The 17,781-nt window shown below is 52.8% G+C and carries 37 protein-coding genes and 1 tRNA gene; 24 read left to right on the forward strand and 14 right to left on the reverse strand.

What is annotated here, in order from left to right; genetic code table 11:
• Positions 1 to 2: 2 nt before the first annotated feature.
• From ACNQ0T_RS00270 to ACNQ0T_RS00330, 13 genes are all read right to left on the reverse strand, one after another.
• Positions 3 to 194 carry a DUF1382 family protein gene (locus tag ACNQ0T_RS00270; protein WP_323786673.1) on the reverse strand — a complete coding sequence of 64 codons (192 nt, stop codon included), beginning with the start codon at positions 192 to 194 and terminating at the stop codon, positions 3 to 5.
• On the reverse strand, positions 191 to 727 hold the full coding sequence (locus ACNQ0T_RS00275; protein ID WP_417929336.1) for a hypothetical protein: 537 nt from the start codon (positions 725 to 727) through the stop codon (positions 191 to 193). Before ACNQ0T_RS00275 ends, ACNQ0T_RS00270 begins: the two co-directional genes overlap by 4 nt.
• Positions 724 to 942 carry a hypothetical protein gene (locus tag ACNQ0T_RS00280; protein ID WP_006176198.1) on the reverse strand — a complete coding sequence of 73 codons (219 nt, stop codon included), beginning with the start codon at positions 940 to 942 and terminating at the stop codon, positions 724 to 726. The genes ACNQ0T_RS00275 and ACNQ0T_RS00280 overlap by 4 nt, the downstream gene beginning before the upstream one ends.
• Complete coding sequence (locus tag ACNQ0T_RS00285) at positions 939 to 1,490, reverse strand: phage N-6-adenine-methyltransferase (protein ID WP_417929337.1); 552 nt, start codon at positions 1,488 to 1,490, stop codon at positions 939 to 941. The genes ACNQ0T_RS00280 and ACNQ0T_RS00285 overlap by 4 nt, the downstream gene beginning before the upstream one ends.
• Complete coding sequence (locus ACNQ0T_RS00290) at positions 1,487 to 1,654, reverse strand: hypothetical protein (protein ID WP_417929338.1); 168 nt, start codon at positions 1,652 to 1,654, stop codon at positions 1,487 to 1,489. The genes ACNQ0T_RS00285 and ACNQ0T_RS00290 overlap by 4 nt, the downstream gene beginning before the upstream one ends.
• Positions 1,651 to 2,079 carry a hypothetical protein gene (locus ACNQ0T_RS00295; RefSeq protein ID WP_063945346.1) on the reverse strand — a complete coding sequence of 143 codons (429 nt, stop codon included), beginning with the start codon at positions 2,077 to 2,079 and terminating at the stop codon, positions 1,651 to 1,653. The genes ACNQ0T_RS00290 and ACNQ0T_RS00295 overlap by 4 nt, the downstream gene beginning before the upstream one ends.
• Positions 2,076 to 2,693, reverse strand: a complete 618-nt coding sequence (locus ACNQ0T_RS00300; RefSeq protein ID WP_060614595.1) for a lambda exonuclease family protein — start codon at positions 2,691 to 2,693, stop codon at positions 2,076 to 2,078. The genes ACNQ0T_RS00295 and ACNQ0T_RS00300 overlap by 4 nt, the downstream gene beginning before the upstream one ends.
• Complete coding sequence (bet, locus tag ACNQ0T_RS00305; RefSeq protein ID WP_280018976.1) at positions 2,690 to 3,436, reverse strand: phage recombination protein Bet; 747 nt, start codon at positions 3,434 to 3,436, stop codon at positions 2,690 to 2,692. The genes ACNQ0T_RS00300 and bet overlap by 4 nt, the downstream gene beginning before the upstream one ends.
• A gap of 18 nt (positions 3,437 to 3,454) precedes the next feature.
• Entirely contained in the window at positions 3,455 to 3,739 is a 285-nt protein-coding gene (gamL, locus tag ACNQ0T_RS00310; RefSeq protein WP_417929340.1) for a host nuclease inhibitor GamL, read from the reverse strand.
• Positions 3,740 to 3,817: 78 nt separating this feature from the next.
• Complete coding sequence (locus tag ACNQ0T_RS00315; RefSeq protein WP_044856894.1) at positions 3,818 to 4,024, reverse strand: cell division protein FtsZ; 207 nt, start codon at positions 4,022 to 4,024, stop codon at positions 3,818 to 3,820.
• Entirely contained in the window at positions 4,021 to 4,179 is a 159-nt protein-coding gene (locus ACNQ0T_RS00320) for a hypothetical protein (RefSeq protein WP_252027840.1), read from the reverse strand. The genes ACNQ0T_RS00315 and ACNQ0T_RS00320 overlap by 4 nt, the downstream gene beginning before the upstream one ends.
• Positions 4,176 to 4,424 (reverse strand): DUF7446 family protein, encoded by a 249-nt coding sequence (locus tag ACNQ0T_RS00325; protein WP_181522334.1) that lies wholly within the window; start codon positions 4,422 to 4,424, stop codon positions 4,176 to 4,178. Before ACNQ0T_RS00325 ends, ACNQ0T_RS00320 begins: the two co-directional genes overlap by 4 nt.
• A gap of 141 nt (positions 4,425 to 4,565) precedes the next feature.
• A complete protein-coding gene (locus ACNQ0T_RS00330; protein ID WP_032677287.1) occupies positions 4,566 to 4,745 on the reverse strand; it encodes a hypothetical protein in 180 nt (59 codons plus the stop codon).
• 825 nt (positions 4,746 to 5,570) lie between these two features.
• Between ACNQ0T_RS00330 and ACNQ0T_RS00335 the strand changes: the two genes are divergently transcribed.
• Positions 5,571 to 5,945 (forward strand): hypothetical protein, encoded by a 375-nt coding sequence (locus ACNQ0T_RS00335; RefSeq protein ID WP_048248330.1) that lies wholly within the window; start codon positions 5,571 to 5,573, stop codon positions 5,943 to 5,945.
• 13 nt (positions 5,946 to 5,958) lie between these two features.
• Here the strand turns inward: ACNQ0T_RS00335 and ACNQ0T_RS00340 are convergent, their stop codons facing one another.
• Entirely contained in the window at positions 5,959 to 6,651 is a 693-nt protein-coding gene (locus ACNQ0T_RS00340) for a LexA family transcriptional regulator (protein ID WP_032104889.1), read from the reverse strand.
• 127 nt (positions 6,652 to 6,778) lie between these two features.
• Between ACNQ0T_RS00340 and ACNQ0T_RS00345 the strand changes: the two genes are divergently transcribed.
• The 23 genes from ACNQ0T_RS00345 (at position 6,779) to ACNQ0T_RS00455 (ending at position 17,764) form a co-directional block, all read left to right on the forward strand.
• Positions 6,779 to 7,030, forward strand: coding sequence for a transcriptional regulator (locus tag ACNQ0T_RS00345; protein ID WP_001514164.1), 252 nt, complete (start codon positions 6,779 to 6,781; stop codon positions 7,028 to 7,030).
• Positions 7,031 to 7,059: 29 nt separating this feature from the next.
• A complete protein-coding gene (locus ACNQ0T_RS00350) occupies positions 7,060 to 7,605 on the forward strand; it encodes a toxin YdaT family protein (protein ID WP_417929341.1) in 546 nt (181 codons plus the stop codon).
• Positions 7,606 to 7,690: 85 nt separating this feature from the next.
• Positions 7,691 to 7,885: a ClpX C4-type zinc finger protein gene (locus ACNQ0T_RS00355; RefSeq protein ID WP_047721649.1), complete on the forward strand. Its 195-nt coding sequence runs from the start codon at positions 7,691 to 7,693 to the stop codon at positions 7,883 to 7,885.
• Positions 7,869 to 8,723 (forward strand): replication protein, encoded by an 855-nt coding sequence (locus tag ACNQ0T_RS00360; protein ID WP_417929342.1) that lies wholly within the window; start codon positions 7,869 to 7,871, stop codon positions 8,721 to 8,723. Before ACNQ0T_RS00355 ends, ACNQ0T_RS00360 begins: the two co-directional genes overlap by 17 nt.
• Positions 8,708 to 9,586, forward strand: a complete 879-nt coding sequence (locus tag ACNQ0T_RS00365; protein WP_417929343.1) for an ATP-binding protein — start codon at positions 8,708 to 8,710, stop codon at positions 9,584 to 9,586. Before ACNQ0T_RS00360 ends, ACNQ0T_RS00365 begins: the two co-directional genes overlap by 16 nt.
• Positions 9,577 to 9,921 (forward strand): winged helix-turn-helix transcriptional regulator, encoded by a 345-nt coding sequence (locus ACNQ0T_RS00370; protein WP_417929345.1) that lies wholly within the window; start codon positions 9,577 to 9,579, stop codon positions 9,919 to 9,921. The genes ACNQ0T_RS00365 and ACNQ0T_RS00370 overlap by 10 nt, the downstream gene beginning before the upstream one ends.
• Complete coding sequence (locus ACNQ0T_RS00375) at positions 9,918 to 10,166, forward strand: hypothetical protein (RefSeq protein ID WP_097479372.1); 249 nt, start codon at positions 9,918 to 9,920, stop codon at positions 10,164 to 10,166. The genes ACNQ0T_RS00370 and ACNQ0T_RS00375 overlap by 4 nt, the downstream gene beginning before the upstream one ends.
• Positions 10,163 to 10,459, forward strand: coding sequence for a DUF4406 domain-containing protein (locus ACNQ0T_RS00380; protein ID WP_410986879.1), 297 nt, complete (start codon positions 10,163 to 10,165; stop codon positions 10,457 to 10,459). Before ACNQ0T_RS00375 ends, ACNQ0T_RS00380 begins: the two co-directional genes overlap by 4 nt.
• Positions 10,456 to 10,797: a hypothetical protein gene (locus ACNQ0T_RS00385; protein WP_417929347.1), complete on the forward strand. Its 342-nt coding sequence runs from the start codon at positions 10,456 to 10,458 to the stop codon at positions 10,795 to 10,797. Before ACNQ0T_RS00380 ends, ACNQ0T_RS00385 begins: the two co-directional genes overlap by 4 nt.
• Positions 10,794 to 11,774, forward strand: a complete 981-nt coding sequence (locus ACNQ0T_RS00390) for a DUF551 domain-containing protein (RefSeq protein WP_417929349.1) — start codon at positions 10,794 to 10,796, stop codon at positions 11,772 to 11,774. Before ACNQ0T_RS00385 ends, ACNQ0T_RS00390 begins: the two co-directional genes overlap by 4 nt.
• Positions 11,775 to 12,284: 510 nt before the next feature.
• Positions 12,285 to 12,740 (forward strand): YbcN family protein, encoded by a 456-nt coding sequence (locus tag ACNQ0T_RS00395; protein ID WP_417929351.1) that lies wholly within the window; start codon positions 12,285 to 12,287, stop codon positions 12,738 to 12,740.
• Complete coding sequence (locus ACNQ0T_RS00400; protein ID WP_058647154.1) at positions 12,740 to 12,910, forward strand: NinE family protein; 171 nt, start codon at positions 12,740 to 12,742, stop codon at positions 12,908 to 12,910. The genes ACNQ0T_RS00395 and ACNQ0T_RS00400 overlap by 1 nt, the downstream gene beginning before the upstream one ends.
• Positions 12,903 to 13,538 carry a recombination protein NinG gene (locus ACNQ0T_RS00405; RefSeq protein ID WP_417929353.1) on the forward strand — a complete coding sequence of 212 codons (636 nt, stop codon included), beginning with the start codon at positions 12,903 to 12,905 and terminating at the stop codon, positions 13,536 to 13,538. The genes ACNQ0T_RS00400 and ACNQ0T_RS00405 overlap by 8 nt, the downstream gene beginning before the upstream one ends.
• A complete protein-coding gene (locus ACNQ0T_RS00410) occupies positions 13,535 to 13,759 on the forward strand; it encodes a hypothetical protein (RefSeq protein ID WP_045357552.1) in 225 nt (74 codons plus the stop codon). The genes ACNQ0T_RS00405 and ACNQ0T_RS00410 overlap by 4 nt, the downstream gene beginning before the upstream one ends.
• On the forward strand, positions 13,756 to 13,869 hold the full coding sequence (locus tag ACNQ0T_RS00415) for a hypothetical protein (protein WP_417929355.1): 114 nt from the start codon (positions 13,756 to 13,758) through the stop codon (positions 13,867 to 13,869). Before ACNQ0T_RS00410 ends, ACNQ0T_RS00415 begins: the two co-directional genes overlap by 4 nt.
• Entirely contained in the window at positions 13,866 to 14,555 is a 690-nt protein-coding gene (locus ACNQ0T_RS00420) for a bacteriophage antitermination protein Q (protein WP_417929356.1), read from the forward strand. The genes ACNQ0T_RS00415 and ACNQ0T_RS00420 overlap by 4 nt, the downstream gene beginning before the upstream one ends.
• Positions 14,556 to 15,029: 474 nt before the next feature.
• Positions 15,030 to 15,104, forward strand: a tRNA-Ile gene (locus ACNQ0T_RS00425).
• Positions 15,105 to 15,283: 179 nt separating this feature from the next.
• Positions 15,284 to 15,604, forward strand: coding sequence for a hypothetical protein (locus ACNQ0T_RS00430; protein WP_017383027.1), 321 nt, complete (start codon positions 15,284 to 15,286; stop codon positions 15,602 to 15,604).
• 55 nt (positions 15,605 to 15,659) lie between these two features.
• On the forward strand, positions 15,660 to 16,112 hold the full coding sequence (locus ACNQ0T_RS00435) for a lysozyme (protein WP_080031250.1): 453 nt from the start codon (positions 15,660 to 15,662) through the stop codon (positions 16,110 to 16,112).
• Positions 16,109 to 16,570, forward strand: a complete 462-nt coding sequence (locus ACNQ0T_RS00440) for a lysis protein (protein WP_417929357.1) — start codon at positions 16,109 to 16,111, stop codon at positions 16,568 to 16,570. Before ACNQ0T_RS00435 ends, ACNQ0T_RS00440 begins: the two co-directional genes overlap by 4 nt.
• A gap of 38 nt (positions 16,571 to 16,608) precedes the next feature.
• A complete protein-coding gene (locus ACNQ0T_RS00445) occupies positions 16,609 to 16,809 on the forward strand; it encodes a hypothetical protein (protein WP_045622346.1) in 201 nt (66 codons plus the stop codon).
• A gap of 94 nt (positions 16,810 to 16,903) precedes the next feature.
• Positions 16,904 to 17,122, forward strand: a complete 219-nt coding sequence (locus ACNQ0T_RS00450) for a hypothetical protein (protein ID WP_417929359.1) — start codon at positions 16,904 to 16,906, stop codon at positions 17,120 to 17,122.
• Positions 17,123 to 17,125: 3 nt separating this feature from the next.
• Positions 17,126 to 17,764, forward strand: coding sequence for a putative metallopeptidase (locus ACNQ0T_RS00455; protein ID WP_417929360.1), 639 nt, complete (start codon positions 17,126 to 17,128; stop codon positions 17,762 to 17,764).
• Positions 17,765 to 17,781: the final 17 nt, after the last annotated feature.

A 17,781-nucleotide genomic window follows, 5' to 3' on the forward strand; every position in this document is an offset into this window, starting at 1 on the left:
GCTCATGCTGCACCGCATTCATTCTTCTCGGCTTCGACTGCCATCTGCTCAAGCCGTCGCGATAGCTCGGCGGAAAGGGTCTGAAATTCTTCCTCTGAAGCTACCGGGATCGGCACAAAGCTAATCCCGATATGCGCTAGGTGGTTGGCGATGTCGAGGCTTTTTCTCAAATCAACGGGTGAGGCTCTGTTCATGCGACACACTCCAGTTCTGCGAGCCCGCCACGTACCGCTTCAATGATGCGTTCGAGATATTGATATTTCGGATTGGGTACAGACGGCCATCCGGCATACCAAGGGTCGTCGCCAAACAATTTCAAAAGCTTGTCCCCAACGATAAAATCACAGCAGTTTGCCTTCACATCCTCCGCATTTTCGGCCTCTGTCCACATTTCACGGGCATCACCCTTATCAATTTCCTGTTCGCGGCGAAGCTTGATGATTTGCGATTTAACGAATTCAAGGTTGGCGTCGTTATCATCGTCAACCGAGCTTTCAAGCCGGGGAGCTAAACACCCGATCAGGTAGTCATTGCTGACACGCTTAATGAACTCCTGAACAGTGTCACCGCCCATTGCAAACCATGCTCCAGTCCATGCCTGTCCGTAGCAGGTGACAGTGATTCTTCCCTTTCCTGGATCATAGTTTTCAATCATCACCCTGACTGGGTCGAGGCGTTCAACATCTGAAATGGTAAACGCCAGAACATCGTTTTTTTCAACCTTCACGATTCAACTCCGAAGCGGCGATTAAGCCGCCCTGTGTATACGACGAACTCCAGGAGGCTAACTCCCAGAGCTTCTATTTTCTTGTGATGCTTGTTGATGATGGGGGGCACCGTTTCGTTCCAGTTTGGCTTTGGCTTCTTGCGCATGGCCTGCTGGATTTCCTCGGTGCAGCGACGGCAGGCGGCGCGGATGGCGTTGTCTGTTTCTGGTGTCATGCGGCCTCCCGGCGGGCGAGAAGTTTCGCTCCGAAAGCCATAAGCTCGTCCCGGTCCACAGTTGCGAAGTGGCAGTGTGTACGCGGGTACGGTCGCCAGATGATGAGCATCGACCCTTTGTTGTTGCCGCTTACCGGCTTACCGGTGACCGGGTTGATAAATGCCAGTCGGCCAGCGGTGATGAAGCGAACCTCGCTGGCGGTCTGGATTGCCTCCTTGAACCAGCCAACCGAAGTGTCAGCTGGGACAAGCATGACCGTGCCGATCTGGTTGATGCTCTCGGCGGCTGCCTTCTTAACAAACGGTGTAATGTCGCTATATGGCGGGTTCAGCCAGACGTAGCCGGGAATGCTCATGTAATCAGCCCACTGCGTTTCCAGTGTGTTCTGCTCGGCGGTGATGAACTTCCTGCACAGCGCGTTATACGGCGCTGCTGCGGCATCCAGCTGGAAGCAGAACTCAGCATCAAGGGAAGCGAAAAGGGCTGGTGGAGTGCGCCAGAGGTCGCGCTGATCCGCTGGGGTATTACTTCCGGTGTAATCGGTCATGATTCCTCCCGCTCCGGAACGTTTACATCCCAGCCATTACGCTCAATATTGGTTTGCAGCCGCTTATCTCCGACCTCTTCAATGCTGCGGCCGGTAATCTCTGCGACTTCAGCGTTTGAGTGTCGCCACAGCAGCGCCAGCTCTTCGAGAGACCACGCTTTCATAGCACTGACTCCATTTCGTCGATGTAGAGGCCCTGAGCAATGAGGCGGCGACGCCGGGCGGCACGTTCAATGCACTCCTGCCGTCGGCCTTCCCGTGACTGCTCTATGGCGCGCCGGGTGAACAGCCGCGATTTACCCTGCGGCGTAACAACCTTCGGCTTCGTAACGAGGTCGAAAGCGCGGTCGCAGATGCCGTCATCGTTGAGCCATTTCTTCGACTCAACGATCTGCGCTATCTGCCCGGAACCGCGGGTGATGCCGTTGGCGACCCGGTTGAACTCGATGAGCGTTACGCCAAACTTCTCAGCGATTTCGCTGCCGGTTACCGGGCGGCCGCGCGTCTGAATCATCCAGATCACGCGCTCACGTAGGCCGGAGAATTGCCCGGTTCTCCCGGGCCTGCGGTAAAAGGGTGTGCGTTTCATGCTGCACGCTCTGTGATTTTCAGAATTTCCGATTCCAGATCTGCAAGGAAGCTCTTAACCTCAGACTCGATTTCGCGCGCCAGCTCTTCATCGAAATGAATTCGCTTCTTGAAATAGGCGAGGTCAGGCGGCAGGCGATCATCGAAACTAACGAAATCACACCATTTCCGCCCGGTGCACATCATCTGCGCATGCATTTGCAGCATGTACTGGCGCTTTGGCTCGCCAGTTTTCAGCGTTTCAAGATGGGTCCAGGTGTTGGGGCACTTGATTTCGATAAGCCCGTCGTCGTTGACAAGTCCGTCCGGGCTGGCTGCGAATCCGGGTATGGTTGGGTGATCGATGAGTCCAACTTCAGTGATTGCCGCATCGAACTCATTCAGGGCGTACATTTCGCGCGCCACTGGCTCAAGTTCAGTGCCGCGCATCATCGCGGCATTCGAAAACCCTTCCTCCAGCTTCCCGGTCAGCCGTTGGCAAATCAGCTCGGCCATGTAGTTCTGGCGGCTGGTGGAGTAGCCCGACTTAGTCCGGGCCATGACATCAGCCAGGCGACTCGCTGTGACCTTGCCGCAGCGCGCAGCAAACCATTCAGGGGTGCGTTGCTCCATCATTCAGCCTCCATCTCTGCGACATTGACAGGTTCGGCGTTGTCGACAGCAAGACTCATGTCATACATACGTCGCTTCTCAACTGCGCCGATCACCTGCTTCTCTTCAGCGCTCAGCGCCACCCAGAACTCCTGATACTTAACGGTTCCAAGGCGCGCGGCTGACTCACCTTTTGCGATCAGAACCGGGCGACGGCTATCTGATTCATGGCCCGCATGAACCTCTGCCGTTGTTCCTTCAATAACTCGCTCTGCCTCGTCCTGGTCGAAGATGCCAGCGAAACCAAAGGCCAGACGCGCGCACTGGATCAGCGTCTTGTGGCGAAGCATGCGGGTAGGGTGGGACTGCCATGGCTGAGTGTTGCGTTTACACTCTCCCATGTACTCAGTGACAATGGTCGGGTGCTTACGGTCTTTGCGGTAAATCTTGCAGGTACACGCGCCTTCCTCCTTGTCGTAAGAGAACTCCATGCCGTCAAACTGAGGATGTTCGTTGATAATGCGAGCCCATCCATCAACGCCGACGACTGGGACAATCCCGCCTTTATCTGGGAATGCGTAAATCTCTTTCGTCCATGGGTTCAGGCCGTACTGGTTGGCGACGATCAACAGGGCTGTAAACTGCTCGTCCGTGACGTTGCCACCTTTGAACGCTGTATTCTTCAGCGTATTCATCAGGTCTGTACCGGCATCCATGCCGAGGCGAGCGGCCAGTTTCCCGGCCATGGTGGAAAGTGCAGTACTCATTGTTAAATCCCTCAAAAATTAAAACGGGCAGCCGGTACGGTGTTCCCAGTCGTATTCCGCCTGGGCGTAAGCAACTGCCGAAATGAAATCGTTATAGGCCTCGCCAGCTTTATCGCTGCGAAGTCCTTCGTATGGGCTGGAGTCAATCGGTACGGAGAAGTGGAAGAGGCCGGACGGCTCTTTAGGCATCATGTCGATGATTTCCCGAGCCCGGTCATCGATCCACTTTTCTTTCTCGTCGTCGAGTTGCTGTTCAACCCAGCGCCGGTCTTCGATACGGTCGTAAGTGAGGAATGCGTTCATGGCTGAACTCCTGAAATTTGGATGTGCAGATCCCGCCCGCATTGAGCCAGGCCGATCGGTTGAATAGGGTGGTTGGTATCAGTGAACCATTGGCTCGCCGCGCTCATTCAGCAGCACAACGACGGAATCACTTTTGATGATGGTTTTTTCGAAGATGTTGAAGGCGTACAGGCCTTTCTCAACGTTCGCAGAGGCGCGATAAGTTTTGCCGTGGTGTTGCAGCATTGTACCCGGTAAAACCTCGCCACGTGGCACTGATGCGGTGCCGTAGTGCATTCCAATCATACCTTCACCTCAACCTGTTCCAGGAGGCCAGCGATATGCATCTGCCAGCGGTTAAGCGTCAGCTTGTCGCGCGGTGCCGATACCGACGTCAGCTGCCACTCGTTATCGTTGAGTTTTTTGGCGGTGTGCTGCTTGCCATTGTGGGTGACTGTCATGATGCCTCCCGCTTTTCTTTGAGGTCGGCGCGGAGGTGAATCTCGTCGCCACTCGGCAGAGGTATGACGATGATGTCATCGCGAGCAACCATCAGGTGTGCTACAGCGAAAATAGCCTCGTCTGTCACATCAAACTTCTCGCCAGTGAACTGACGAACGCCGGGCGCCAATTTGCCTGGCTTTGACCGACCCGCGAAGATTCGCTTCGTCAGGCCCGAAAAACCTACTGTGATTGGGTTGCTCATAAATCCTCTTGGCCTTATCGCGGCGAACGGAACAGTTAATACAAGACTTCTGCGCTAATGGGCGGTGGATGGCCGCCGGTTGTCATAACTAAGCCGCCTCGGTGAAGCGACTGAGGTATGAAAAACCCGCCGGAGCGGGTCTTATGGTTCATCAATTTCAAGCTGAACAGCCAGGCCAGCTGCAACCGCTTCTGGCATTAGCTCTTCGAGCGTTTTCTGATCTGCCTGCCATTGCCTGCGGAGAATCGAAATACTTTCCCTGACGCACAACTGGCGCCGCCTGAGTGCATTAACAGTTCTGTTCAACTGCTCCTTATCCATCGCGTTACCCTCTGTCGTTACCCGCTGATTCGGGAGAAATGCTTTGGCGATTGGATGGCCGGCGCTGATCTCCGGCTTACTGGTTAGAGCGCCCGCACTACCAGTGACTCTGTCTTGAGGCGCAGATTGGTTACTGCTTGCCATGAGCGCTGTGAATACATCGGTCGAGCATCAGCCTGCTCATTCATCCAATCCCAAAGCACTTCGCCACACTCTCGCAGTGGCCGCGCTCATGCCCTTGAGTACTTGTCGCTCATCGCCGCTCATAACCGGTGCGCGTTTGGCGTTCGCGCTGCTTTACCGGCATACCCTTTTCCTCGATTAACCCTGACCAGCGGTATGTCGCAGTTCGGACCTGCGTCTGGCTCTCATAGAGACTCGGGGCCACATCATTACTGCGGCTTGCAAGTGCGGCCTGTCCGCTTTAGTGCTTCATTGGAATCACTCCTCTAAGTTGAATCAGCGCCAACTCTCTGCCAGTGTTGCCCGTTCTCACGCCGTTCTCGCTCTCGCGCGGGGATACTCTCTCACCGACCGGATCGCACCCGGTGATACTGCACGTTTACGTGTAGGGGTCTTAACAGGTCATTGACGCTGTAAATCTGCATGTTGTTAAAAAGCAGGCGACTTGCTGTCCGCCGCTGGCTAACTTCGCTCAGCTGTCGATGTTTCGTTTCGATGAGCTAACAATAGCTAAAGCGATTATTTGAGTCAATCGCCAAAACGATATTTATCATCGATAAACCGATAATTGCATGATTGTTAAAGCGATTTTTATTGAAATTTATTTACGTGGTATGCTGAATTTTTTGGAGGGGGATACGTATGGACCATAAAGAATGGGTTGATAAGCTCCGCTGGCTAAGTCCAGAGCAGATCGTTCAGGTTCACTTTGGACTTCAGGAGGATATCAAGAAATATTACAAGCTGAGGGGAGAGGGCGATAACCTCGCAAGGGCCGAGCATTTATGCGAGCAGATGATTGCGCTGTCTGAATTGGCGTTCCCGGCTTTGCGTCATGCTCATGACAAAAGGGTGGAAGAGTACGAATCGTTAACTGGAAATAAGTATCCCAGTGAATTTTATCCTCCTTCACATTATGGGTACTCTCAGTTGTCAGTCATCCTGAAAAAAAGAAAGGAGTTTCAGCGTATAGAGGATATACGTGAGAAGTTGATTAAAGAGGGTTGGAGATGCTAGCCCGGGAGCCGGGCTATGCGAAGCGTTTATAGTCGATGGACTGTCTGAGCAACACCTTCGCCATCACGTAGAACGCGTCCTCATCCTCAGGTTCGACGTACCATTTTTCGTAAATCGGGTTGTCGGATATTACTGCCAGGCGGTCACGCTGCATCTGAAGACGCTTAACATGGAGGGTTTTGCCGAAGACAAAGACATATACCCCGTCACCGTCAAAATGTGTAACGCCGGTATCAACGAAGATCTGATCGCCTGGCGAAATCGTCCCATCCATACTGTCGCCATTGACGGTAATGACTTTAACGTGCGTAGCTGGCCGGTTGCCAAATAAAGCGCGCGCCTGTTCAGTTGTGTATTCGATGGCACGAATAGTTTCAATGAAATCGCTGGTTACCAGTGTGCCTGGCCCAGCACTGGCTTTAACGTCGAGTACATCCACGCGATAAATCCCATTCAGTGACGGCTTAACCTGGTATAGCGCAGTTGGCTCCCTGGCGCCACCGGCAGCCATTTCCCCCTCACCAGTAGAAAGCCATTCAGGGCGAACACCAAGTACAGAGGCAATCTCAACGGTTTTTCGAGAGCCTTTAGCATTCTTTAGTAACTTATTTACGCTGGACTGAGCCATGTCGACCTCTTTAGCTAATCGACCCTGTGTATATCCAGCGTTTTCCATTGCCTGCGCTAAGCGCTCCGAGAATCCCATATTCACCTCTGTTAATGACTCCTTTAACTCTATCGCTCAAGCGATTATTTAGCAAAAAATCGCCTATGCGATTGACATTCGCTAAAGTGATAACCATAATCGCTTTAAACTGATAGCTGAGGTGATTATGAAGACCCCAACAGTAGAGAAGAACTCCGCAGTAGAGAAAGCGATCGCCATCGCTGGCAGCCAGAAAGAACTGGCAAAACGTTGCGGCAAAGCCCAGTCCACTATCTGTGACTGGCTTAACGGAAAGAAACGCATCTCCCCGGTTCACGTTCCTGAACTGGTGAAAGCGGTTGGTGGTGAAATCCAGGCTCACGAATTCCGCCCGGACCTGCCGTCCATCTTTCCACACCCTGACAACCATGCCGCTTAACGGCGGCCCTAACCACGAAAGGGAAAGCAATGCATTCACTTGCGTATCAACAAGGTAACAAATTTTCGCCAACGGCGATGATTTACCAGAATCGCCGGGAGCCTGATTCCACGGCGTTAAACATCGATGGGATCCGCGCAGCTGTTCGCGCCTGGGCTGCTGATTGCCGCAGCCGTGAATTTGTTGCAGCGCTGATTGTAGAAGAATGGCGGGCAACCGGCGGAACCGGTCTGGATATCCCGACCGACTCGCACCGCCAGATGCAGAAAGTGTTTCGATGGATTGATGGCGATACCGAGTACGCCGCGAACAACATTCGCCAGCTGACGCCGGCAATCATGGCCGTCCTGCCGGTTGAGTATCGCACTCGCCTGATCGGTGCCGATTGCAAAATGTCTCGCCTTGCTGAGGCCGAGAAAGAACTCGCCGAAGCTAAACAGGCCGTGCTGCTGGACGCTCCAGAGCATCAGAAGCTGAAAGAGGTAAGTGAGGGTATAGCGTCGCTGTTTCGCCTTATGCCTGAGCAGGTAGGGCCGCTGATGACGATGGTTACATCGATGTTGGGGGTTATGTGATAGGCACCAGAAAAGAAAAAGCCCTTGAAGCGGTAACTTCAAAGGCCTTCCAAACACTGTGTTACGCCAAGTAACGGGAGTAAGTATGCCAGCAATAAACGAAAAGGCAAATCAGCACGCAACTCATAAATGCTCTTTCTGCGACAGAAGCAATATTGATAGCGACGTGAAAACCATAGTTGCCGGTCCAGGCGTTGCTATCTGCGATAACTGCATTCTGCTTTGTGTCGAAATTATCTTCAAGAAAGGCGGGGAGGCTGCTGATGAACTTAGCAATTAACAATATCTCACCAATCAGGCCTGATTTGCAGGTCGTGGAGCCGCGCGTGGCAGATCTTGATGATGGCTATACGCGTATTGCCAATGAACTTCTGGAGGCTGTCATGCTGGCAGGATTGTCTCAGCATCAGCTGCTGGTCTTCATGGCTGTAATGCGTAAAACATACGGTTTCAACAAAAAATCTGACTGGGTTAGTAACGATCAGTTATCTGCCCTTACCGGCATTCTTCCGCACAAATGCTCTGCTGCTAAAAGCTCGTTAGTGAAGCGTGGAGTATTTACCCAAATCGGGCGTTCTGTCGGCATTAACAAAACGGTTAGTGAATGGGTGAAATTACCCAAAACCGGTAATGAAAATAAACGTTACCTGAAAGAGGTAAATTTACCTGAATCAGGTAAGGAATGTTTACCCGAATCAGGTAACGACACTTACCCAAATAAGGTAAACACAAAAGACAAACATACAAAAGACAATAAAGACAATATTAATAAACCCCCTAAATCCCCCAAACCGGCTTCGTTCGATCCGGCTGGTGTTGACCTTCCTGAATGGCTGTCAGTTTCAGTCTGGAAGTCATGGGTCGATTATCGTCGAGACCTGAAGAAACCGATTAAGTCTCAGCAGACGGTAACCCAGGCCATCAACCTGCTTGAGCGTTGCAAGTGCAGCGGATACCAGCCTGAAGAAATCATCAACCAGAGCATTGCGAATGGCTGGCAGGGTTTGTTTGAGCCAAAGACAGCCAAGCAGCCGCCTCGCGCGCAGTCTCGCGTATCTGAGAACTTTGCTGGCAAAGACTACGGCCAGACTGAAATTCCTGCATGGGCGAGGGACTGATCATGACGCTGGATGAAAAAATCAATCAACTAGAGAAACGCATTACTGAGCTGAGCCAGCCGCCAGTTCAGCATGAAGATATCGAGCTAACTATCAGCACCGAGAACTGCGAAACGCATGGCCCCTTTGAATGCAGGACCAGGCATTTCTTAAACTCTGTCGTGAAAATTCCCCCGCGCCCAAGCTGCTGCCCTGAATGCCTCAAAGAGGAGTTAGGCCGCTTGCAGGCGGAAAGAATTAGCATCAACGAAGCAGCCCGCAAAAGAAACATCGAGCGCCTGCTGGATGGACTGAGCATCCCGGCCAGGTTTGAATCCTGTTCACTGGAGAATTATGAACCGGTGAACGAAGAAGCGAAACGCACCCTGAAGGTCTGTCAGGCATACGCCAGCCGCTGGCCTGAGCGTTTGCAGAAGGGTGGCGGCCTGGTGATGTGCGGCAAGCCTGGAACCGGCAAGAACCACCTCGCATTGGCTATCGCCCGGCATGCAATCACCGAGCACCAAAGCTCAGCTGTGTTCACCACCGCGCTGAAAATTGCCAGGGAGTACAAGTCAACCTGGTCGAAGGGGTCAAGCCGTACTGAAGACGAAGTGATCCGTTACTTCACGAAGCCCGACCTGCTGATTATCGACGAGGTCGGCGTGCAGTTCGGAAGCGACGCCGAGAAGTTGATCATGTTCGAAATCATCAACACCCGTTATGAGCGGATGAAGCCAACTATCCTGATCAGCAACCAGACCCGGGAAGAACTGGCTGCATTCATCGGCGAACGTGTTCTTGATCGCATGAGCGATGGAGGCGGGTGCACTCTGTCATTCACGTGGGATTCTTACCGTTCTAAGGGGGCAGCATGGCCATAACAATTCGTGGGCAGATTCTTGCAGCCCTGCGTAATAACCCGGGCCTGAGCAGTGCTCGTATTGCCAGCATGATCGGCATGACCACCAAAAAGATTTCCGGCCCGCTAAGCACGTTGTTTGCAGACGGCCTTATCGAGTTCGAAGGTAAGCATGGCCAGCGGCTTTATCGGCTGACCAACTACGGCATGAAATACGCACCGGAAACCATACCGGCCATACCGAAGGGAAATTCGAAGCTGGTGCAGCGTACCGAGACGAACGTTATCTGCCAGGAGTGCCGGAACAGTCAGGCGATGAAGCGAGTATTGATGGTTTGGGGGAGGGCAGGGGTATGAGCGAATGGAGTGATTATCGCTGGATGGTTAGGACCATGGCGAAGGATAACGGTGTAACGCTCATCAGCATCGCCAAGCACTGCGGCGTATCGAACAGGAAACTTAATCAGATTCTCCAAGCGGGGCCATCCAAAGAACAGGAAGAACTCATAGCCGAAGCTCTGGGGTGCGCAGGGTGTGACCTTGCGGAAATCCACAGGCAAATGGGCGAGTTATCAGACAAGTACGGGAGGGCAGGGGTATGAAAATTTACATCGCAGGACCAATGACGGGTTACGAAAACTACAACCGTCCGATGTTTAACGCAGTAGCACAGCAGATGTTATCAGGTGGTCATGTGGCATTAAATCCGGCCACGCTCCCGGATGGTTTATCTCAGCGTGAGTATATGGACATCTGCCTGGCGATGCTTCGCTGCGCCGACGCCATTCACATGCTGCATGGGTGGCAAGAGTCGGAAGGTGCTGTCGCTGAGCATGCCATGGCTAAAAAGCTGGGAATTAAAATTTCTTACCAATTTGAAGGGGCTGTCGCATGAAACCAACATACGAAGAACTGGAAGCCAAGTGCGCGGCTCTGGCTGCGGAGTTGCGTGCAGTCGAAGCAATCCACAACGAGGCAGTGTTCATCAAAGATGATCACTATGAGCAGTGCCCGGCAGAAGTTCAGAAGATAATTCGATCGCTGGCTGTGATGCAGATTCCTGCGTACCAGGCTTTCCTGGCTGAAGTGCGGGCCGCCGCAGTAGATGAAGTTTGCCTGAAAATTAGCAATGCAATTATTAATTGCTATCAGGACGAACAAATTGGGCTTGATGCAGCAGCAACTATCTGCGGTGACTTCGCCGCCCAGCTTCGAAAAGGAGTAGCATCATGAACACCCTTACCAAAGAATGGCTCCTGAAAACAATCGCGGAGCTTGAAGAAGAGCGCGATGCGACGCCAGGCGCAGTAAACGAAGATGCAGCCCTGGCTCTGGCTGCGATGAAGATCGCGCTGGCATCGCTCGAAGCGGAGCCTGCCATTCATCGCTGGCGCAGGGTGACCGTTGAGCCATACGGCCCTTATCCTTGGCATTACGGTAATTTTATCGGCTTCTCAAAACCAGTTGATGGGATTGAGGACGAGTATTATTACGCCGCCCCGCCAGCGCCGGTATCTGTGCCGGATGAAGTTACTGCTGAAGATTGCCCGGCATTCGTCAAGTATGACGTTACTGATGCAGATGAGGCATGGGCTCGCGGATTTAACGCCTGCCGCAACGCCATGCTTCAGGGTGCCGATCGACCACAAAACGAACCGCAAAATATTCCGGAAAATATTCCAGCCACACAGTTTAAGCCGGTAGCAGACCTGTACGGCTTAACCTCACCAACTGGCGGTGAAACATCGTTCACTTTCGACGCTGTTGAAGCTCGCGATTTTATTGATGGCGGGTGGTCATGTCAGGAGTACGTGACGCTGGAACGGTATCAGGAAACCCTGTTTCAGGGGGCCGAACCTGTAACGACGGCTTACAAGTTGCCATTCGATCGGTGGCTTTTGCAGCAGACAGGCACCATTGACGTCGAATGTGGATGCGTGATGACGGAGGTTTTTTTCCACTGGTTGCGCGTTGCGTATGAGGCTGGAAACTCTCCGGTGATTCAGGATGGTTGGGTGGCTTGCGTTGAGCGGATGCCTTCCGCAGGGGAACAAGTGTTGGCGTACCGTCCAGACGCGCCGGAAAGTAATGATCCATTAATCAAGATGGCAACGTACGTTGGCGGGTCAGCACACGGACACGGCTTTGATTGCTACTGCAAGCCAACCCACTGGATGCCGCTGCCAGCAGCACCGCAGCAGGAGGATTGAAAATAACTACCATCAATAATTCACCGTTCTTAGATGGATTCCGAAGAGAAATATTATACTATTGAAATTAAAGGGATTTATTTTGTAAAGACCATTCCCTTCCGTGTTTGAATTGATATCATCGTTTTGCAGTCCAATGCAAACCGGAGGGGTTATGATCTGTCCTGATTGTGGTTCAATCGCTATCGGAAAAGAAGTTACTCGCAGAGGGTGGAGTGGCGACTACGTTTGCCATCAATGCGGATGCAACAATGCAAAAGATGCATTTGAAAGTGAGAATAAATCGAAGGAGAAAGCGCCAACATTGAAGTTAAAAAAGAAAGCTTCACCCATTTGATTTTGTAAAATCATCAAGCCATAATCATGTCATCGGAGCCTGAACAACTCCGGTGACTTCTGCGCATTTAAGGGGACTTAAATGCGACCACAATCTGAACTCCTCACCTTGTCACAGATGCAGAAATGCACCTGCGATTTTCTGCATTCTGCGGTTTCCGTTAAGGAGGCCGTATGACTCTGCCAGTAGACGGCATCAAACTCCATCGCGGTAACTTCGCGGCCATCGGCCAGCAGATTCAGCCGTTGCTGGATGCCGGGCAATGCTTCCGCCTGCAGGTTAAGCCGTGGCGCGAGACCCGCAGACTGTCTCAGAACGCGCTCAGCCACATGTGGTACACGGAAATCAGCGAATACCTCATCGCCCGTGGCAAGACATTCGCTACGCCTGAGTGGGTTAAAGACGCGATGAAGCACACCTATCTCGGCTACGAAAGCAAAGACCGGGTAGACGTCGTGTCCGGCGAAGTCACTACCGTACAATCCCTCCGCCATACGTCAGAGCTTGAAACCGGCGAGATGTACATATTCCTGTGCAAAGTCGAAGCCTGGGCGATGAATATCGGCTGCCACCTGACCATCCCGCAGAGCTGCGAGTACCAGCAGCTGCGCGATAAGCAGGAGGCCTGATGTCTACTCCACTTTCCCGCGTCATCACCAACGAAATCTTCCGCGTTCCGGCGCGCCGCAAGCGTAAGCCCGCGGTTAAGCCGTCGGATATCCCGACCCTGAAAGACTATACCGCCCGCCTGGTGGATCAGAAATGGCTGCGTCTCGCGGCACGGAGGAAGCATGCGTAAACCATCCCGCCGTAAGTGCAAAGTATGCGGTGAATACTTTGTGCCGAAATTCCGCGACATCCGGATCCGCTGGTGTAGCCCGGAACATGGCGCAATCCTCGCGATGGAAGAACGCGAAAAGGAGAGGGTTAAGGCCGCGGCGAAACGCATCAAGGAACGCAAAGAGAAAGAGCGCGCGGAACGCCGGGATCTGAAAGCAAGAAAAGTGGCGCTAAAAACGAAACCGCAATGGAGAGCTGAGGCGCAGGCGGCTTTCAATCGGTACGTCCGCCTGAGGGATGCTGGTAAGCCGTGCATCAGCTGCGGCAGGCTGCCGGAGCAGAAGTTTGGCGGAACCATGGACTGCGGCCACTACCGCACCCGCGGCGCAGCGGCGCATCTGGCTTTCAACCTTCACAATACCGCAGCCCAGTGTGTCTATTGCAACCGGGATCGGGACGGCGCGCAAAAGGCTTTTGAACAGGGCCTTATTGAGCGCATCGGTGCCGAAAAAGTAGAGGCGATAAACAACGATAACTCAGTCCGCCGGTTCGATATCCCATATCTGAAGCGCATCAAATCCATATTCACCCGCAAAGCCCGGTCGCTGGAGAAGCGCCGCGCACGTCAACAGGAGCACGCAGCATGAGCAAAATACAGTACCCAATGACTACCGCTGCTGTCTTTGATGACGTGGTGTATCCGATCCATCTTGATGGCGCTCACCAGATAGAGCGCGAGGTATCCGGCGCAATCAATTGGTTTTGTCGCTGGAACAATGAGGAAAAAGCTGTAGTGAAAGCGCACGTCCTTTTCAGTTGCTGGGGCCTTTACCTGACGTACGAACAGCTAATGGCGGAGGCAGCATGAACCACGCCGACTTCCTCCGGTACCAGGCAGAAAGCGTTAAGCGCGCCAGTCTGCCACCAGTAGCAAAGCACAGCCAGCAAACCAACCAGCCACAGAAGGAAGCCGCATGAACAGTCAGCAACTGGAATACGTACGTCAGCAGCTCATTGTGGCGACCGCAGATCTGAGCGGGGCGACGAAAGGGCAACTGGTAGCTTTCGCAGAGAACGCTCAATTTACCGCGACGGCGCGCAGTCGGGGACGGAAGAAAATAACCGACCCGGTCACCGGCCGGAAGGTTAACCCCGACGGCCCGGCGATGAGTGGCAGCCAGTCCCGCGCCAAGGGCTCATCCATCGCACTCGTCAGCCCAGTAGAGTTTGGCACCGCCTCATGGCGCCGCGCAGTGCTGTCACTGGAAGAGCACCAGAAAGCATGGCTGCTCTGGAACTACAGCGAGAATATCCGCTTCGAGTTCCAGGTGGCTATCACCCAGTGGGCATGGGCAGAGTTCCAGGAGCAGCTCGGCGCGAAGAAGGTGGCTGGCAAGACGATGGACCGCCTGAAGAAACTTATTTGGCTGGCGGCGCAGGACGTCAAAGCTGAACTGGCGGGCAAGGATGTATATCAGCATCAGTACTTGGCGTCCCTGTGTGGCGTTAAGCCTGATAACTGGTGCCATAACTACGCCGATTACTGGAGGTCCATGTGCGCCATCTTTAAACGACTTGATGACGACTCTCTTCGTTGCACTGTGAGAACACGATCACAACAAAAGGCGGCTTTTTCGAAGCAGGGTATTGCAAAAGTCAATTAAATAGCATACATTTCATGTAAATCTGATATCGTCGCCATAGCTTCGTAGGTCGACAAAGAATTAAGAGCCTCGCCAATGTGCGGGGCTTTGTTTTTTGTGCTTTATGTAAACCAAGTAGTCTTTAAAAGTTAAAAATCATTTTTTACTTATGTAAAATGTGGCCTCCAGTTAAAACACAGAGGCCTCATCATGAAGAACTTCCAGCTTTACGTTGGCGGCACTAACAACATCATCTATCGTTACGAAATCAGAAAGGTGGATGATGCTTTTAGTGTTCGAATATTCAACGTCAAAAACAAGTTGCACAAAGAGGTCGGTTGTAAGTCGCTTCGCTTTGTGTCAGCTCATGATGTTATCGATGAGTGCACATCGCATTACAGGAGGCACGCTGAAGGCCTAAGAGGCTTTTTACGTGGGCTCAAAATGTGGTGAAGGTGCAACTCAACAGACAGGTCGCTTAGGCGGCCTTTTTATTTGCCTGTAGCTAAGCGGTAAAGCTCCCAAATCATAATTGGATGATTGCTGGTTCGAATCCAGACGGGCGACCCAAACCCACTACCTGGGACCCTTCGGCCATAGAGCCGACATTGCCTTACCCTCATCTTCCTGGCTTGTCGCCAGGTTTTTTATTCCAGGCCGCAGACAATCAATTCCAGATGCCACGTAGCTAACGTGTCTGACGGCCTTTCCCCTACTACCACACAGCACCCCGGAACCGGAGGTGTGGAATGCAACGTATGAACCCAACAGATGGACACAATCTGCCTTACTGGTGGTCAACTCTTCTGGGGTTATTTTCCGTTCTCAGTTTACAGGACTACGTCTTTATTCTCGGCGCGCTGGTCTCTGCATACTTCACGATTAAGACCTATTACGCGAAACGGAAAGAAGAGCGTGAACGGCTGGAAGAAGAAAAGAAACGTACACAGTTACTGGCTAAATACCTTGCTGAGGTAAGCGAGAAACCCCACTCCGAACGTCCGGCATCTGCCGAGGTTGTAACGGAGGCAATGCGGAGAATGTCCAGTGGCGAACTTGAAGCTGAGTAAGAAGAGTGGCGCGGCCGGGATCGTTTGTTCAGTGGCTACAATTATCGCAATCGTGATGAATGCGGGCCATGTCAGGACTAACGAGCGCGGGCTGGAGTTAATCGGCAACGCTGAATCTTGCCGACGTGATCCGTATGTGTGCCCGGCAGGTGTGCTTACTGACGGAATGGGTAATACGCATGGCGTAAAGCTCGGCACCGTTAAGTCTGACCAGCAGATCGCAGCCGAGTGGGAGCGCAACATCCTTGATGCTGAGTCCTGCGTTAACCGCTACGGAAATGGACGCAAGCTGTCTGACAATACTTTCTCGGCAGCTGTATCGGTAACGTTTCGAGCTGGCTGCGGGAACATGCGCACCTCCACGATGTTCTCTCTTCTCAGAAGTGGGGACATCACAGCGGCATGCCACCAGTTCCCTCGCTGGGTATGGGGTGGCGGCAGGGTTCTGCCTGGTCTGGTTACTCGTGCCGGGAAAGAAGAGGCGCTCTGCCTGGACGGTGTGAAATGAGCCGATTAACCGCAATCATCTGTGCTGTCGTTATCTTCCTGCTCGTTACCATGGCCTGGGCGATTAACCACTACCGCGACAACGCCATCACCTACAAAGACCAGCGCGATAAAGCCACTGAGAATCTCCGCCTGGCTAACGACACCATCAAAGATATGCAGACCCGGCAGCGTGATGTCGCTGCGCTGGATGCCAAGTACACCGGAGAACTGGCTGATGCGAAAGAAACCATTGAGCGTCTGCATAGCGATGTCATTGCTGGCCGTAAGCGGCTGCAGCTCAACGCAAACTGTCCCGCGAACGGAGCGACCGGCACCGGCGGCATGGGCGATGCTTCCGGCCCCCGACTTACTGACTCCGCTGAACGGGATTATTTCATCCTCAGAGAGCGAATCGTCACCGTGACGAAGCAGGTTGGCTATTTGCAGGGCTACATCAACACCCAATGTCTGAAATGAGCTATGATTCTGTTTTCAATTATTAAAGGAAGATAATAATGACTAATAGAGAAATAGCTCTTGAGCAAGCCCTTATCGCTGTTATCGGCGCTATCCGAGAAGAGGATGCTGATTTGGAGCGCATAGCAGTTAGGGCTGACATGCTTTTGCTGGATAATTCACCTTATCGAATTGTTGAGCATCCCCATGTCTCAAATGCTTTAACTGAAATTGAAAAAGCACTTAATTTCAAAAAGTAAATCAAGCCGCCTCCGGGCGGTTTTTTTATTGTCATCACCATGGGTATTCCCATCGTAATGGCAATATCCCCACAAGCGGATAAAGAGGCTCTCAATGTCCGACATCTACCAAATCACGCTAACCACCCAAACAGGCGAAACCTTCACGGGCAAGATGTCACGACGTCAGCCTGAGCTGGTTAACGGCTTTGTGCCGCTGGCGACCGAGACGGGACAGTGGCTATATTTCGCGCCTGCCGATGTAAAGCGCGTGGAGTTCACGCCAGTACCGGAAGGGCAGACCGAACAGCCAGCAGAAAAAGCGACGGAGTAACCCATGGTTAACGATGACGAGCGCAGGCCATATCCGCCAGTTAACTTCATCGCCTCCGACAACTGGCAGCCATACACCAGTCTGATCCCCGCTAACGAAGTGCATGAGTGGATAAACCGCCAAATCCTCAGCGATACCGGAAGCATCCATAACCCTGACCACGAACACCTGTTAGAGGCTGACCTCTGCTTCATGTGGGCGTCCGATTCGTTCGCGAAGAAGGGCCGCTACGTTCTCGGTCAAGCCGAACAGGTAATGCTCCGCGCCGGTGGCTGGCAGAAAGCCAGAATGGAACAGCAGATGCATGAATGGTTCGGGCGCATCCCGAAGTTCATCATCACGCTGGCAGCTGACTACTGCTCGCAGTGCAGTGACCTCGAATTCTGCGCGCTGGTAGAGCATGAGCTTTACCACATCGCCCAGGCCACCGATGATTTCGGCGCGCCAAGGTTCAACAAAGAGACTGGGCAGCCAGTGCTTACACTGCGCGGCCACGACGTCGAAGAATTCACTGGTGTCGTACGTCGATACGGTGCCAGCAAAGAAGTACAGGAGCTCGTTGATGCGGCCAATGCGCCAGCAGAAGTGGCTCACATCGATATAGCCAGGTCATGCGGGACGTGCATGCTAAAGCTGGCGTAACGCTTTATTCAGATTGT

Origin of the sequence: Enterobacter cloacae complex sp.6700776 (assembly GCF_048284255.1) — a bacterium.
Classification (GTDB): domain Bacteria; phylum Pseudomonadota; class Gammaproteobacteria; order Enterobacterales; family Enterobacteriaceae; genus Enterobacter; species Enterobacter intestinihominis.

Coding starts and splice junctions, on each gene's coding strand:
- ACNQ0T_RS00435 (WP_080031250.1), top strand. CDS start 15,660: ATGAATGCGGGCCATGTCAGGACTAACGAGCGCGGGCTGGAGTTAATC.
- ACNQ0T_RS00370 (WP_417929345.1), top strand. CDS start 9,577: ATGGCCATAACAATTCGTGGGCAGATTCTTGCAGCCCTGCGTAATAAC.
- ACNQ0T_RS00330 (WP_032677287.1), bottom strand. CDS start 4,745: ATGGATAAGGAGCAGTTGAACAGAACTGTTAATGCACTCAGGCGGCGC.
- ACNQ0T_RS00450 (WP_417929359.1), top strand. CDS start 16,904: ATGTCCGACATCTACCAAATCACGCTAACCACCCAAACAGGCGAAACC.
- ACNQ0T_RS00290 (WP_417929338.1), bottom strand. CDS start 1,654: ATGAAAGCGTGGTCTCTCGAAGAGCTGGCGCTGCTGTGGCGACACTCA.
- ACNQ0T_RS00430 (WP_017383027.1), top strand. CDS start 15,284: ATGCAACGTATGAACCCAACAGATGGACACAATCTGCCTTACTGGTGG.
- ACNQ0T_RS00270 (WP_323786673.1), bottom strand. CDS start 194: ATGAACAGAGCCTCACCCGTTGATTTGAGAAAAAGCCTCGACATCGCC.
- ACNQ0T_RS00410 (WP_045357552.1), top strand. CDS start 13,535: ATGAGCAAAATACAGTACCCAATGACTACCGCTGCTGTCTTTGATGAC.
- ACNQ0T_RS00345 (WP_001514164.1), top strand. CDS start 6,779: ATGAAGACCCCAACAGTAGAGAAGAACTCCGCAGTAGAGAAAGCGATC.
- bet (WP_280018976.1), bottom strand. CDS start 3,436: ATGAGTACTGCACTTTCCACCATGGCCGGGAAACTGGCCGCTCGCCTC.
- ACNQ0T_RS00315 (WP_044856894.1), bottom strand. CDS start 4,024: ATGATTGGAATGCACTACGGCACCGCATCAGTGCCACGTGGCGAGGTT.
- ACNQ0T_RS00300 (WP_060614595.1), bottom strand. CDS start 2,693: ATGATGGAGCAACGCACCCCTGAATGGTTTGCTGCGCGCTGCGGCAAG.
- ACNQ0T_RS00365 (WP_417929343.1), top strand. CDS start 8,708: ATGGGCGAGGGACTGATCATGACGCTGGATGAAAAAATCAATCAACTA.
- ACNQ0T_RS00350 (WP_417929341.1), top strand. CDS start 7,060: ATGCATTCACTTGCGTATCAACAAGGTAACAAATTTTCGCCAACGGCG.
- ACNQ0T_RS00385 (WP_417929347.1), top strand. CDS start 10,456: ATGAAACCAACATACGAAGAACTGGAAGCCAAGTGCGCGGCTCTGGCT.
- ACNQ0T_RS00405 (WP_417929353.1), top strand. CDS start 12,903: ATGCGTAAACCATCCCGCCGTAAGTGCAAAGTATGCGGTGAATACTTT.
- gamL (WP_417929340.1), bottom strand. CDS start 3,739: ATGAACGCATTCCTCACTTACGACCGTATCGAAGACCGGCGCTGGGTT.
- ACNQ0T_RS00380 (WP_410986879.1), top strand. CDS start 10,163: ATGAAAATTTACATCGCAGGACCAATGACGGGTTACGAAAACTACAAC.
- ACNQ0T_RS00285 (WP_417929337.1), bottom strand. CDS start 1,490: ATGACCGATTACACCGGAAGTAATACCCCAGCGGATCAGCGCGACCTC.
- ACNQ0T_RS00445 (WP_045622346.1), top strand. CDS start 16,609: ATGACTAATAGAGAAATAGCTCTTGAGCAAGCCCTTATCGCTGTTATC.
- ACNQ0T_RS00340 (WP_032104889.1), bottom strand. CDS start 6,651: ATGGGATTCTCGGAGCGCTTAGCGCAGGCAATGGAAAACGCTGGATAT.
- ACNQ0T_RS00455 (WP_417929360.1), top strand. CDS start 17,126: ATGGTTAACGATGACGAGCGCAGGCCATATCCGCCAGTTAACTTCATC.
- ACNQ0T_RS00390 (WP_417929349.1), top strand. CDS start 10,794: ATGAACACCCTTACCAAAGAATGGCTCCTGAAAACAATCGCGGAGCTT.
- ACNQ0T_RS00395 (WP_417929351.1), top strand. CDS start 12,285: ATGACTCTGCCAGTAGACGGCATCAAACTCCATCGCGGTAACTTCGCG.
- ACNQ0T_RS00325 (WP_181522334.1), bottom strand. CDS start 4,424: ATGAGCAACCCAATCACAGTAGGTTTTTCGGGCCTGACGAAGCGAATC.
- ACNQ0T_RS00440 (WP_417929357.1), top strand. CDS start 16,109: ATGAGCCGATTAACCGCAATCATCTGTGCTGTCGTTATCTTCCTGCTC.
- ACNQ0T_RS00320 (WP_252027840.1), bottom strand. CDS start 4,179: ATGACAGTCACCCACAATGGCAAGCAGCACACCGCCAAAAAACTCAAC.
- ACNQ0T_RS00415 (WP_417929355.1), top strand. CDS start 13,756: ATGAACCACGCCGACTTCCTCCGGTACCAGGCAGAAAGCGTTAAGCGC.
- ACNQ0T_RS00360 (WP_417929342.1), top strand. CDS start 7,869: ATGAACTTAGCAATTAACAATATCTCACCAATCAGGCCTGATTTGCAG.
- ACNQ0T_RS00355 (WP_047721649.1), top strand. CDS start 7,691: ATGCCAGCAATAAACGAAAAGGCAAATCAGCACGCAACTCATAAATGC.
- ACNQ0T_RS00295 (WP_063945346.1), bottom strand. CDS start 2,079: ATGAAACGCACACCCTTTTACCGCAGGCCCGGGAGAACCGGGCAATTC.
- ACNQ0T_RS00420 (WP_417929356.1), top strand. CDS start 13,866: ATGAACAGTCAGCAACTGGAATACGTACGTCAGCAGCTCATTGTGGCG.
- ACNQ0T_RS00400 (WP_058647154.1), top strand. CDS start 12,740: ATGTCTACTCCACTTTCCCGCGTCATCACCAACGAAATCTTCCGCGTT.
- ACNQ0T_RS00335 (WP_048248330.1), top strand. CDS start 5,571: ATGGACCATAAAGAATGGGTTGATAAGCTCCGCTGGCTAAGTCCAGAG.
- ACNQ0T_RS00280 (WP_006176198.1), bottom strand. CDS start 942: ATGACACCAGAAACAGACAACGCCATCCGCGCCGCCTGCCGTCGCTGC.
- ACNQ0T_RS00375 (WP_097479372.1), top strand. CDS start 9,918: ATGAGCGAATGGAGTGATTATCGCTGGATGGTTAGGACCATGGCGAAG.